Below are 13,229 nucleotides of genomic sequence, written 5' to 3' on the forward strand. Positions count from 1 at the left end.
GATGGATTGCCGGTCTCTGTATCTGCGTCACTTGCCGATTCCCGCAGTCATGCCCTCGACGATGCGGCGGCCCAGCCAGAGGTAGAGCACGATCATGGGATAGACCAGGATCACGATTCCGGCGAACAGGGCGCCCCAGTCGGAGCTGTACTGCATGGAGCCGTAGAGGCTGAGGAGGGCCGCGGGCAGCGTGCGCTCCTCAGGGGTGGGGGTGATCAACAGGGCGAGCAGCGTCTCGTTCCACAGCCCGATGACGTTGAGGACCAGCACGGTCGTCACGCCCGGCCTGGCCACCGGCAGCACGACCTGGACGAAGGCGCGCAGCGGGCCCGCGCCGTCCAGCTCGGCGGCCTCCTCGATCTCGTGCGGCAGCGAGCGCATGTAGCCGGTGAGGACGAACACGGCGAACGGGAGCGACAGCACCACCTGGAATACCAGGAGCGTGATGCGGTTGTCCCACCAGCCGGTCACCCAGTCGATCATGAAGGTGGACACGGACAGCTTGATCACGACGATGGGGATCACGATCGTCTGGACCGGGATGCTCAGCCCCATTGCGAAGTACCCGGTGAGCCGGCCCGCGGCGCGCCGGTCGGAGCGGGCCAGGACGTACGCGGCGGGGGCCGACAGTGCGACGATCAGCAGGGCCCCGACCACCGTCAGGACGGTGCTGTTGAGCGCGGCGGCGGAGAAACCGGCCGCCTTCCACGCGGCGGAGTAGTTGCCCCATTCGAGACTGTCCGGCAGCGCGAACGGCGAGAGCCAGACCTGCCCGGGGTCCTTGAGCGACTGGAGGCCGACCCAGGCGACCAGCGCGAGGTTGAAGACGACCCAGGCCCAGAGCGCGACGGTCGTCGCACGCGGCACCAGGATGTCGCCGAACAGGCGCCTCATGACAGCTCCACACGTTCGCGGCGGGTGACACGCCGGGTCAGTACGATGAGGACCGCCGTGACGATCAGGATCACGACGCCCATGGCGGCGCCCGAGCCCAGTTCGGGCACGCCGTTGCCGGCCACGCTGGCGTACTGCTGGACCGCCACGGTGCGGGCCTGGACCGGGGGGCTGGCCGGGGTGCCCGCCGTGGTGAAGGCGATCACGATCTCGAACACCTTCAGGCTGTTGACCACCCACAGCACGGCCGACACGGCGAACACGTCCCAGGTCAGCGGCAGTGTGATGTGCCGGAACTGCTCCCACTTGGTGGCGCCGACCAGCGTGGCGTCCTCGTACAGGTGGGGCGGGACGGAGTCGGCGGCCGACATCATCAGCGCCACGTAGAAGCCCGTGCTCGACCAGACGAGACCGGCCACGATGCACTTGAACACCATGTCCGGGCCCAGCCACGGCCGGCCCTCGACGCCGATCCAGCCCAGGACCGTGTTGACCGCGCCGTCGGGGTTGAGGAGGAAGCCGATCGCGACCCCGACCGCGATCACCGAGACGATCATCGGCAGGAAGATCACGGACCGGATGAACGCGCGCCCCCTGGCCTGCCGCAGCACCATCATGGACAGGAAGGTGAAGCCGAAGACGAGGACCCCGCCCCCGAAGGCCAGCACGAAGGTGTTGACGAAGGAGGTGCGGAACGCCTCGCTGCGTGCCAGCTCCAGGTAGTTGCCCAGACCGTGCCACGTCATCGCGGAGCCGGGGCCCGCCCACTTGTTGAAGCTGACCCAGACGCCGAACAGCGACGGCAGGACGAAGAGCGCGGAGTAGGCGATCAGCGCGGGCAGCAGGAAGGGCCAGAAGGCCCGTTCGCGCGCCGGCCGCACCCGTTGTCCCGGCCGCTTGCCCGTAGCGGGCCGGGCTGCCTCCGCGGGCGGGGTGAGCGTTGCCGTTCCCACCGGATCAGCCCTTGTCCGCGAGGTAGTCGGTGACCTTCTTCTTGCCGTCCCGCACGAAGGTCTCCGCGTCGATCTTCCCGGAGAGCAACTGGTCGTCCAGCGGCAGGAAGACGTTGTTCCACCAGTTCTTGTCCGAGGCCATGTCGTCGTAGGTCCGGTGGGTGTGCTTCGCCCCGGCGACGTCCTTCTGGACGCCCGCCAGGTAGTCGGGGGCGGGGACGTCCGGGCGCGCGGGGATGTTGTGCGCGACCGTGGAGATCTTCTCCCCGTACTTCTTCTGCAGCGCGAACGCGAGGAACTTCTTGGCCGCCTCGGTGTTGCGGCCCTTGGCGTTGACGCCCCAGCCGAGCGCGCCGACCTCCACGGAGTCCTTGCCGCCGGCCGGCAGCTGGAACGAGGCGACCTCGGTGCCCTCGGCCAGCTTCGCCCCGGTCTCGGCGGCCAGCCAGGTGCCGTTGAGGTTCAGGTCGTACGTGCCCTGGGCCCAGGCGTCCTGCGCGGCCGGGTACTTGGTGGCCATGAAGTCCTTCTGGAAGTAGCCGCCGTCGGCCAGCTGCTCCACCTTCCGGGCCGCCTCCAGCACCGCCGGCCGGTCCCAGGCCGCCGGGTCCTTCGCCAGGGCTCCGAGGCTGCCGGCGCCCTCGGAGCGGACCAGGGCCGAGTAGAACCAGTACGCGTTGTAGAAGTTGACGGTGCCGTCCTGGCCGAGCGGTGTGCGGCCCTCCTTCTTCGCCTCGTCGAGGTAGGCGATGAACTCCTTCCACGTCCTGGGGGCGAGGCCCGGGTGCTTCGACGCGTCGTACCACACCGCCGTGGAGATCACGGTGTGGGCGATGAAGCGCACGTGGTCCTCGGCGCTCGACGCCTGCTGGACGGAGTGCGGCAGCACGTCCCGCACCGGCTTGCCCTCGCCCGGCACCTTCATGGCCAGGACGTCGTCGAGCGGGGCGGCGAGGTTCTGGGCCACGAAGGGGCCGACGCTGTCGGTGGAGGTGTCGAACAGGTCCGGTCCCTGGCCCGCGTTCATCTCGGTGGGGAGGGTGTCGGTGCCCTTGCGGCCGACGAACTTCAGATCCACCTCGATGCCGGTCGCCTCGGTGAAGTCGTCGGCCAGGGACTTGATGATCTTGCCCTGCGGCTCGTCGGCACCCCAGGAGGAGGTGTAGACGAGTTCCTTGTCCGAGGAGGCGGAACCGTTCTTCTTGCCGCAGGCGCCTACGCTCAGGGCGAGAGCTCCGACGGTGAGCAGGGCTGTCAACTTGCGCACGGGGGTGTGCCTTTCATGAGGGGGACGGGTGGCTGCGGGGAGACCGTGGGCGGGTCGCGCCGGTCGGGGTTCAGGCCGGCGGGAGCGCGACGACGGTGCCGGTGCGACGGGCCCGCTCGGCGGCCCAGACCACGCGGTGCGTGGCCAGGCTCTCGGCGCCGTCGGTGAGCACCAGGGAGGGGGCGTCCTTGGCGATGGCGTCGACGAAGGCGTCGAACAGGGCCGCGTCGCCGCCGCCGTGCCCGGTGGCGGCCGTGGGGTCCTCGCACGCACCGGTGTCGATGACGGTGACCTCGTCGGTCACGAAGTCGTGCACGCGCAGGACGACCCCGTCGCCCTCGATGGAGCCGCGGGTGCCGAAGATCCGGGTCTTGCGGTGCTCCAGGGCCGCGAACGCGGTGACCGTGCAGGTGGCCGAGGTGCCGTCGGCGAACTCCATGGTCACCACCTGGGTGTCCACCACGTCGTTGTCGCAGGCGTACGCGCACCGGCCGTACGGGCCCTCGCGCAGTGCCGCCAGCACGCCCCGCTCCGTGTGGTCGGAGGTGACCGCGGACAGCGGCCAGAACTCCTTCTCCGCGTCCCCCAGGCAGTCGAGGTAGATGCGCTTGGCGGAGTACGGGCAGGTGGACTCCACCGGGCACTCCACGCACCGGTCGGCCGCCCCGTCGGGCCGGTTCCCGGGCCGGAAGTGCACCAGGTTGCCGAACGAGGAGACCCGCGTGGGCAGCGCCCCCTTGACGTGGACGATCCAGTCGAGGTCGTGGCACGCCTTGGTCATCAGCATCGGACCGGACTCGTCCTGGCTGCGCCAGTTGCCCCGCACGAACGAGTGCGCCTGATGCCACCAGCCGACCTGCTCCAGGTGCTGGATGTTCATCACCTCGCCGATCCGGCCCTCACCCATGAGCTCCCTGAGCCTGATGGTGTAGGGGGTGTAACGCATGACGTGGCAGACGGCGAGCAGGACGCCGTTGCGCTCGGCGGCCTCGGAGATCGCGGCGGCCTCCTCCTCGGTCTGCGCCATCGGCTTCTCCAGGAGCAGGTGGTATCCCAGCTCCGCCGCCCGCACCGCCGGTTCCCGGTGCATGCTGTCCTGCGTCGAGATCACCGCCGCGTCGGCCAGCCGGTCCCGGGCGAGCAGTTCCCGCCAGTCGGCGAAGACGTTCTCGGGCGGCACGTCGTGCGTTGCGGCCATGTTCCGCCTGCGCTCCGGATCGGGCTCGGCCACGGCCACGACACGTGCCAGACCGGTCTCCAGGGCGCGACGGGCGTAACTCATGCCGCGCAGCCCCGCCCCGATGATGGCGACAGTGACCACAAATACCCCCTCGGGCTTGCGACTTACTAATGCAAGCTGTTTTTATTTCTCGTGCACAGAGTCTGTCAAGGGAGTTGACGGTGACGGTTTCCGGAGGCGACACCTCACGGCTGCGGCGTATCAACCTGGTCACGACGCTCCGCGCCCTGCGTGGCCAGGGTCCGCTGAGCCTCACCGAGGTGACCAGGCGCACGGGCCTGTCCCGCCCGACGGTGGAGAGCCTGACGGAGGAGCTGATCGGATCGGGCTGGCTGAAGGAACTGCCGCCGCAGCCCGGTCACATGGGCCGTCCGGCCAGGCTGTTCAGCTTCCACTCCACCGGCGCCCACGTGCTCGGGATCGACATCGGTTCGTACAGCATCAGGGCGGCCGTCGCCGATCTCGACGGCACCGTGGTGGCCACCCGCACCGAACGGGTGAGCGCGGACGCGGGGCGTGCAGAGCGCCTGGCCGCCGTGCGCGCGACCGCCGCGGGCGCGCTGGAGTCGGCCGACGTCGGGCGGGAGGGGCTCGCCGCCGTCTGTGTCGGCACCACGGGCGTGGTCGGCCGCGACGGCCGGGTCAAGCGCTGCGTCGGCCTGCCCGAGTGGGACGGCCTGGACCTCGCCGGTGAGATGGGTGCCGACTTCGACTGCCCGGTCCTGGTGGAGAACGACTGCAATCTGGCCGCGCTCACCGAGGGCTGGATCGGCGAGGCCAGGGGCGTGGACGACGTGGCCTTCGTACTGTCCGGGGTGCGGACCGGCGCCGGCCTGCTGATCGGCGGCCGGGTGCACCGGGGGCGCGGGGGAGCGGCCGGTGAGATAGGGGCACTGCCCCTGGTGGGCTGGCACCGGGCCACCACGCATCTGACCGGCTATCCGAAGATGCCGCCGGACGTCCTGCCCCAGGAGGCGGCCGAGTACGTCTTCGCCCGGGCCCGCACCGGCGAACCGGCCGCCCGCTGGGCCGTCGAGCAGTACGCCCACGACCTCGCCGAGGGCATCGCCGCCCTGGTCCTGGCCCTGGACCCGGAGCTCGTCGTGATCGGCGGCGGGGTCTCCCGCTCCGGCGACGTCCTGCTGGAACCGCTGCGGCGCCACCTCGACCCGCTGTGCCTGGAACCCCCGGCGCTCGCGGTCTCCTCCCTCTCCGACCGGGCCGTGGTGCTGGGGGCCGTACGGCTCGCCCTCGACCACGTGGACGCCCGGCTGTACGACGTCGACACGCAGCTGCCCCGTCCGTCGTCCTGACCCGGTCCGGAACGCTCCACCGGCCCGGTGCGGTCGCTCGGCCCGGAACGGCTCCGGGCCGGCCCCGCGCGACCGCCCGGTCTTAATAAAACAATTTGTATATGTGAGGTCCGTGTCGCTCGCGATGCCGCCCCGGCCGGGAAGCCGGGAAGCCGGGAAGCCGAGACGCCGGGATGCCGAGAAACCGAGAAGGAGAACAGCGGAAGTGACGTCCCCCACCGTGCTGCCCCGGCCCGTCACGGCCCGTACCGCCCCGGGGGAATTCCTCCTCGACCGGGCCACCGCGATCACGGCCCCCGCCCCCCTCGCCACGGCCGCCGTCTGGCTGCAGTCGGCCCTCCGCCCCGCGACCGGACTGCCCCTGCCGGTCACCGAGGAGGAGTCCGGGCCGGGCATCGTCCTGACGCTGCGCCCGGAACTGGGGGCCGAGGCGTACCGCCTGGAGTCCGGCCCCACCGGCGTCCGTATCGAGGGCGGGGACCCGGGCGGGGTCCTCCACGGCTGCCAGACGCTGCTGCAACTGCTGCCGCCCCGGATTTATCGCCGCGCCCGGATCACCGACGAGCGGTGGGCCGTGCCCGGGGCGGTCGTCGAGGACGCGCCGCACTTCCGCTGGCGCGGTGTCATGCTGGACGTGGCCAGGCACTTCCTGCCCAAGCGGGAGGTGCTGCGCTTCATCGAACTGATGGCGATGCACCGCCTCAACACCCTCCACCTCCACCTCACCGACGACCAGGGCTGGCGCGTGGAGATCCTGAGCCGCCCGCGGCTCACCGGGACCGGCGGCTGGCGCAGGACGTCCCAACTGGGTTCCACGATCGACGACCTGACCGAGGACCGGCCGCACGGCGGCTTCTACACCCAGGACGACATCCGCGAGATCGTCGCCAGGGCGGCGGAGCACGGCATCACGGTCGTACCGGAGATCGACGTCCCCGGCCACTCCCAGGCGGCCGTCGCGGCCTACCCCGAACTGGGCGTGACGGGGGAACCGGTGGAGGTCATGACGCGCTGGGGCGTCAGCCCCCACGTCCTGAACACGGAGGAGTCCACGATCGACTTCTTCCGCGAGGTGTTCGACGAGGTGATGGCCCTCTTCCCCGGCACCTTCATCGGTGTGGGCGGCGACGAGTGCCCCAAGGAGCAGTGGCGGAACGACCCGCGCACCCGACAGCTCATGGCCGAGCGCGGACTGGCCGACGAGAACGCCCTGCAGGCGTGGTTCGTCGCCCGCGTCGCCGCCCATGTCGCCGAGCGCGGACGGCGGGTGTTCGGCTGGGACGAGATCCTGGAGGGGGAACTCCCGCCGGGAGCCGTGGTGGCCTCCTGGCGCGGGATGACCGGTGCCGTCACCGCCGCACGCCGGGGCTACGACGTGGTGTCCTGCCCGGACGACCAGGTCTATCTCGACTACCGCCAGTCGGAGCACCCCGACGAGCCGATCCCGGTATCCGTCCCCGTGACGCTGGAGGACGCCTACGCCTTCGACCCGGTCCCGGCCGGGCTGAGCGGGGAACAGGCGGCGCGGGTGCTCGGCGGGCAGGCCAATTTGTGGACCGAGCACGTGGACACGCCCCGCATGGTGGACTACTACGCCTTCCCGCGCCTGTGCGCGGTCGCCGAGGCGCTGTGGTGCGGGCCCGGCCGCCGCGACTTCGACGAGTTCCGCACCCGGCTGTACGGGGCGCACCTGCCCCGGCTCGACGCGATCGGCGTGGAGTACCGGGCGCGGACGGGTCCGCTGCCCTGGCAGACGCGCCCCGGTCTCGTGGGCGCGCCCGCGACCAGGGCCGAGCGCGAGGAACACATGAACCGACGGGTGGCGGCCATCCGTACCTGAGCCGCCGCCCGGCGCGCTCGTGCGCGTTTCCGGTGCTCAGAGCGGCGGTTCCAGGTGCGCCCAGGGACGCTCGGCCTCGATCTGGGCGGCGAGGGCGAGGAGGGTCCCCTCGCCGCCCAGCGGGCCGACGAACTGGATCCCGAGGGGCAGCCCCTCGGGAGTGCGGTGGGTGGGGACGCTCATCGCCGGACGGCCGGTGATGTTCGCCAGCTGGGTGTACGGGGTCGCCGAGAGGTTGGCGATCACCGCCCGCTCCCACGCCCCGGTCCCGGCCAGGGCGCCCAGCAGTCCGAGGCGCATCAGGAACCGGGCCGCGACGCGCACCGGGCGCGGGGTGTCCAACTCCCCGATCCGGACGGGCGGCCGGGCCAGGGTCGGGGTGAGGAGCAGGTCGTAGTCGGCGTGGAAGGCGGCGAGCTGCCGGCTGTAGATGTTCCAGCGGTCGTGGGCGGCGTAGTAGGCCGGGGCCTTCAGACCGCGGCCGGCGGCGGCCAGGAGGTGGGTGTCGAGCTCGAAGTCCTCCGGTCCGGCGCCGGTGGCGTCGCGTATCCCGTCGACGGTGTGGGCGAGTTGAGTGGTCCACATGGCCAGGAAGTCGAGGGCGAGCTGCCGCTGGTCGATCCGCGGTTCGACGGGCTCGACGTCGTGACCCAGGCCGCGGAGCAGGGCGGTGGCGTCCTCGACCGCGGCGACCGCCTGCGGATCGACCTCGGTGTCGATGGGGGAGCGGGTGGTGAAGCCGATCCTCAGCTTCCGCGGTCGGCGGGCGAGTTCGGCGTAGGGCAGCTCGGGGCGGGCGTGCAGGTACGGCCCGGCGGGGTCGGGGCGCGCGGTCAGCACGTCGAGCATCGCCGCGCTGTCGCGGACGCTGCGCGAGATGACGCCGTCGGTCGCGGCACCGTGCAGGTGCTCGGCGACCGCGGGCCCGGCCGGTACCAGGCCGCGTCCCGGTTTCAGGCCGAACAGGCCGCAGCACGCGGCCGGGATGCGGATGGACCCGCCGCCGTCGTTGGCGCCGGCCACGGGCACGATGCCCGCCGCCACGGCCGCCGCCGTCCCTCCGGACGAGCCGCCCGGGGTGCGGCCGAGGTCCCAGGGATTGCGGGTGGGGCCGTTCGCCTCCGGCTCGGTGATGCCCTTCGCGCCGAACTCGGGGGTGTTGGTCTTGCCGAAGATCACCAGCCCGGCGTCCAGCCACCGGCCGACCACCTCGCTGTGCCGCTCGACGGGGAGGCGGCGCAGGGCACGGTTCCCGCTGCCGGTCGGCAGTCCGGCGTAGTCCTGAGACAAGTCCTTGATCAGGAACGGAACTCCGGCGAACGGCCCGGTCAGGGGCTCCTTCGCCCGCTCCCGGGCCAGGTCGTGCATCGGCCGGACGATCGCGTTGAGCCTGCCGTCGACCGCCTCGGCGCGGGCCACGGCCGCATCGAGCAGTTCCGTCGGCGAGACCTCGCGGCGGGCGACCAGCTCCGCAAGGCCCACCGCGTCCTGGGCCCGGTACTCGGGGTAGTCCATCACAGCCTCCATAAAACTATAGGTCGTAGTTTTACGCGACCGAAACGTACACTGGCCGGTGCCCGCTGCCAAGCCCCGGCGGCCGGCGACGGCCCCGACGCGCACCGGCGGACGGCCAACGGTGAGGGAGGAGCAGGGGATGGGCAGGCCGCCGCGCCAACTGGTGACCCGCGAGGGCATCATGCGGACCGCGCTCGCACTGGTCGACGAGGAAGGTCCCGAGGCGCTCTCGGCCACGCGCGTCGCCGCGCGGCTCGGCGTCAAGGGACCGTCGCTGTACAACTACGTCTCGGGGCGCGACGAGATCGTCGACGGGATCCACGAACTCATCGTCGGGGAGATGGAACTCGTCGCCGACGACCGGCCCTGGACGGACGTGATGGACCGGTGGGCCCGAACCTGCCGCGCCGCCTTCGCCGCGCATCCGCGTGCGGTGCCGCTGATCGCCTCCAGACCGGTCCGCGCCCTGCCGGTGCTCGAAGGCTACGCGCGGGCGTTCGCCGTCCTGCGCGCCGCCGGATGGCCGGAGGAACACCTGCTGCCGGTGGTGCGCTCCGTCGAGTACTTCGTCATCGGCTCGGCCCTCGACCTCGACGCCTCGCCCCGGGCCGGGCTGCCGGCCGGGAAAGGACGCGTACCGGGGCTGGAACCCCTGCTGAACGCTCCCCCCGACTACCGCGAACTGGCCTTCGAGACCGGCCTGGCCGCACTGGTACGGGGAATGCGGGACACCCTCGAAGGCCTCCGGGCGGCCGGACCGTCATGAACGGCGCCGCCGCGCCCCGACCGGTTCACCCCCGGGGCGCCGCCGAAAGGAGGGCCTCCCGCAGATCCGCGGCGTTGCGGAAGCCGATCTCCGGCTGCTCGCGCAACGCCTCGTCGACGACCTCGGCGAGGGCGGCCGGCAGGCCCGGCTCCCGACGCCGGACCGGGACGGCGGGCGACTGCAGGACGACCTGCCACGGGTCCTTGTCGCGCGGGAAGTCCCGCGGGGTGCGCCCGGTCAGCAACTGGTAGAGGCAGGCGGCCAGGGCCCACACGTCCACGGCCGGAGGCGCCTTCTTGAAGTTCACGACCTGCTGACGGGGCATGAAATGCGGCTTCCCCGCGGTTGCGCCGGTGCGGGTGAGACCGCTGAGCCCCGCCCCGTCGAAGGCCTTGGCGATGCCGAAGTCACAGACCTTCGCCGTCGTGGAACCGTCCGCGTTCACGTGCAGCAGGATGTTGGAGGGACTGAGGTCGCGGTGCACCACACCCTGCCCGTGGGCGTGTTCCAGCCCTTCCAGCACCTGGACGGCGAAGCGGACGGCCTCCGCCGCCGGGAGCCGGCCCCCTTTTCGCCGCAACAGGTGGTCCAGACTGCCGCCGGTGCAGAACTCGGTGGTGAGGTAGAACATGCCGTCGGCGAAACCGGAGTCGTACAGCGCGGCGATGTTCGGATGCCGCAACGCCCCCGTGAGCTCCGCCTCGCGCAGGAAACGGGCCCGCGCGTCGGCGTTCGCCGCCACCTTCGGCAGCATCACCTTCAGCGCCACCTCCTTCCCCGCGGACTCGTGGCGGGCCAGGTACACCGCCCCCATTCCTCCCCGGCCCAGCTCCCGTAGCACCGTGTACCCGGCGATGGGGGCGAGTTCGCGACGTCCGCCGCGGGCGAGGTCCAGGAGGTGCCGGATCGCGCCCGACGGCTCGGACCGGCAGTCCTCGCACAGGTGGTCGCCCGGCCGGTGCCCCGTCCCGCCCACCGGACGCCCGCACTTCACGCACTCGGGGAGCGACCGTGTGCGCGGCACCCGGACAGCGACCCGCAGGACGGTGTCCCCGAGCCGGATTTCGTCGCCGTCGACCAGGTCGTACTCCGGGAACACCCGTGCGGCACCCTCCTGCGGGGTCTGGTGCTTCTCGCGCTGACCGATCTTCCGGCCGTTGACGTAGGTGCCGTTGAGGCTGCCGAAGTCGCGGACGCGTATGTCCGGCGGGTTGATGTCGAGCAGACAGTGGTGGCGGGAGACCGTGCTGTGGTGGTCGTCGTCCGGCAGCCGCGGCGAGCAGTCCTTGCCGCGGCCGAGCACACAGGTGGTCCGCTCGTCGAACACGTACTCCGCGGGGTCGAGACGGCCCTTGACGAGCGAGAGAGTGACAGTGGCGGGAGGCGTCATCGGGCGGTGTCTCCTCGGCGGGGATCGTGGGGCCCGGCGGACGGCCGGCCCCTCCGTGCGGGCTTCCTCACCGTCGCATGATCCCCCGGCCCGCCGCCGGCGGATACCGACAGTGCCCCGTACCCGTCGTGTGCCGGACGGATACGGGGCACTTGCCGGTGCTCCTCCCTGGGTGCCGCGCATCGGAGCGCGCCCCCGGGCGACGGGATCAGACCGCCGGGGCCGGGTAGGTCGGGTACTCCACGCCGGAGACGTGCTGGACGACGCGGATGACCTGGCACGAGTAGCCGAACTCGTTGTCGTACCACAGGTAGAGGATCGCGTTGTCGGCGTCGACCTTGGTGGCGCCGGCGTCGACGATCGACGCGTGGCGCGAGCCGACGAAGTCCATGGACACGGCGTCGGGGGCGGTGGTGAAGTCGATCTGGCGCTTCAGCGGCGAGTTCAGCGAGACGTCGCGGAGGTACTCGAGGACCTCCTCGCGGGTGGTCTCACGGCCCAGGCGCAGGCTGAGGATCGCGATCGAGACGTCCGGGACGGGGACGCGGATCGAGCTGCCCGTGATCGGCGCCTTCAGGTCCGGCAGGGCCTTGGCGACGGCGGAGGCGGCACCGGTCTCGGTGATCACCATGTTGAGCGGCGCGGAGCGGCCGCGACGGTCGGCCTTGTGGTAGTTGTCCAGCAGGTTCTGGTCGTTCGTGAACGAGTGGACCGTCTCCACGTGACCGCGCAGGACACCGAACTCGTCGTCCATGGCCTTCAGGGGCGGGACGATCGCGTTGGTGGTGCAGGAGGCGCAGGACAGGACCTGCTCGTCCGGCTTGATCGTGTGGTGGTTGACACCGTGCACGATGTTCGGGACGTCGCCCTTGCCCGGAGCCGTCAGGACGACCTTGTCGATACCGGGGCGCAGGTGCTTGGAGAGGCCCTCGCGGTCGCGCCACTTGCCGGTGTTGTCGATGAGGATGGCGTCCTTGATGCCGTACGCCGTGTAGTCGACCTCCGACGGGTCGTTGGCGTAGATCACCTTGATCACGTTGCCGTTGGCGACGATCGTGCTGTTCGCCTCGTCGACGGTGATCGTGCCGTTGAACTGGCCGTGGATCGAGTCGCGCCGCAGCAGCGAGGCGCGCTTGACGAGGTCCTGGTCGCCACCACCGCGGACGACGATGGCACGCAGCCGCAGGCCGTTGCCGGAACCGGCCTTCTCGATCAGCAGACGGGCCACGAGGCGGCCGATGCGGCCGAAGCCGTACAGGACGACGTCGCGTCCCTCGCGGCGCTCGATCTTGTTGGCGCCGGTGGCACCGGAGACGGCCTCGGCGGTGAACTCCGCCACCGACAGACCGCGGTCGTCGGCCCCGTACGTCGCGGCGAGCATGCCGATGTCGATCTGGGAGGGGCCGAGGTCGAGGGTGGTGAGGGCCTGCAGGAACGGCAGGGTGTCGGTGACCGAGAGCTCCTCACCGGCGATCTGCCGGGCGAATCGGTGGGTCTTGAGGATGCTGACCACCGACTTGTTCACCAGGGAGCGGCTGTGCAGCAGGACTGTCACGTCCCGCTCCCGGTGAAGTTTCCCGATGATCGGGATCATCGACTCCGCGATCTCCTCGCGGTTTTTCCAGCTGGTGAACGAGTCGTCATTGACAGTCACAGGTTTATCTTTCGAGCTAGGCGGCGCTCATATGGTAACCACACGGCGCTTTGATCATCCAGGTGGCCCCGTTCCGGGTCGCACCGGGGGTGCGTCCGGGGGTGCCCGCCGGGCGGGACGCGCGGGGCGGCAGGTGTCAGGGGTGCCGGAGGGGTGCCGTGAAAGGGGCTCGAATGCCCCCGAATCGGCCTCCCGGATGTGATGCCACCCATAGGAGCTGGATCACATACCAAGGTGCTTAGTAGCGATGAGCCCTCTCCGAAGGCTCCGAAGAGCCACCAAAACCCCTATTTCGGACATTGCTCCGTATTCGGGTAGTACGTCACATCGTTGACCGCCGCCGGGACCGCCGCTAACCATGGCTGTCATCGCGGAAACCGCCGGACCGGCCGGACAC

The 13,229-nt window shown here is 71.1% G+C and carries 10 protein-coding genes; 3 read left to right on the forward strand and 7 right to left on the reverse strand.

Going from position 1 to position 13,229, the window contains the following annotated elements; genetic code table 11:
- Positions 1-27 precede the first annotated feature (27 nt).
- The 4 genes from ACFYW1_RS34005 to ACFYW1_RS34020 all read right to left on the reverse strand — a co-directional run bounded on the left by ACFYW1_RS34005 (position 28) and on the right by ACFYW1_RS34020 (position 4,435).
- On the reverse strand, positions 28-894 hold the full coding sequence (locus tag ACFYW1_RS34005) for a carbohydrate ABC transporter permease (protein WP_385597439.1): 867 nt from the start codon (positions 892-894) through the stop codon (positions 28-30).
- On the reverse strand, positions 891-1,847 hold the full coding sequence (locus tag ACFYW1_RS34010; RefSeq protein ID WP_389002176.1) for a carbohydrate ABC transporter permease: 957 nt from the start codon (positions 1,845-1,847) through the stop codon (positions 891-893). The genes ACFYW1_RS34005 and ACFYW1_RS34010 overlap by 4 nt, the downstream gene beginning before the upstream one ends.
- A 4-nt stretch (positions 1,848-1,851) precedes the next feature.
- Entirely contained in the window at positions 1,852-3,114 is a 1,263-nt protein-coding gene (locus tag ACFYW1_RS34015) for an ABC transporter substrate-binding protein (RefSeq protein WP_385597433.1), read from the reverse strand.
- 70 nt (positions 3,115-3,184) lie between these two features.
- Positions 3,185-4,435, reverse strand: coding sequence for a Gfo/Idh/MocA family protein (locus tag ACFYW1_RS34020; RefSeq protein WP_385597430.1), 1,251 nt, complete (start codon positions 4,433-4,435; stop codon positions 3,185-3,187).
- A gap of 80 nt (positions 4,436-4,515) precedes the next feature.
- On the opposite strand from ACFYW1_RS34020, the gene ACFYW1_RS34025 reads away from it, so the two are divergent.
- Together ACFYW1_RS34025 and ACFYW1_RS34030 are read left to right on the forward strand one after the other, a co-directional pair.
- A complete protein-coding gene (locus ACFYW1_RS34025; RefSeq protein WP_389002181.1) occupies positions 4,516-5,667 on the forward strand; it encodes an ROK family protein in 1,152 nt (383 codons plus the stop codon).
- Positions 5,668-5,872: 205 nt separating this feature from the next.
- On the forward strand, positions 5,873-7,507 hold the full coding sequence (locus tag ACFYW1_RS34030; RefSeq protein ID WP_389002184.1) for a beta-N-acetylhexosaminidase: 1,635 nt from the start codon (positions 5,873-5,875) through the stop codon (positions 7,505-7,507).
- A gap of 36 nt (positions 7,508-7,543) precedes the next feature.
- On the opposite strand, the gene ACFYW1_RS34035 is transcribed toward ACFYW1_RS34030, so the two are convergent.
- Positions 7,544-9,022 (reverse strand): amidase, encoded by a 1,479-nt coding sequence (locus tag ACFYW1_RS34035; RefSeq protein ID WP_389002187.1) that lies wholly within the window; start codon positions 9,020-9,022, stop codon positions 7,544-7,546.
- A 139-nt stretch (positions 9,023-9,161) separates the two neighbouring features.
- Between ACFYW1_RS34035 and ACFYW1_RS34040 the strand changes: the two genes are divergently transcribed.
- Complete coding sequence (locus ACFYW1_RS34040) at positions 9,162-9,788, forward strand: TetR/AcrR family transcriptional regulator (RefSeq protein WP_389002190.1); 627 nt, start codon at positions 9,162-9,164, stop codon at positions 9,786-9,788.
- Positions 9,789-9,813: 25 nt separating this feature from the next.
- Here ACFYW1_RS34040 and ACFYW1_RS34045 read toward each other — a convergent pair whose 3' ends face one another.
- Positions 9,814-11,178, reverse strand: coding sequence for a protein kinase (locus ACFYW1_RS34045; RefSeq protein ID WP_389002193.1), 1,365 nt, complete (start codon positions 11,176-11,178; stop codon positions 9,814-9,816).
- 208 nt (positions 11,179-11,386) lie between these two features.
- On the reverse strand, positions 11,387-12,832 hold the full coding sequence (locus tag ACFYW1_RS34050; RefSeq protein WP_389002196.1) for a glyceraldehyde-3-phosphate dehydrogenase: 1,446 nt from the start codon (positions 12,830-12,832) through the stop codon (positions 11,387-11,389).
- Between the last annotated feature and the right edge of the window lie 397 nt (positions 12,833-13,229).

It is taken from the genome of Streptomyces sp. NPDC002669 (assembly GCF_042889165.1).
Lineage (GTDB): Bacteria > Actinomycetota > Actinomycetes > Streptomycetales > Streptomycetaceae > Streptomyces.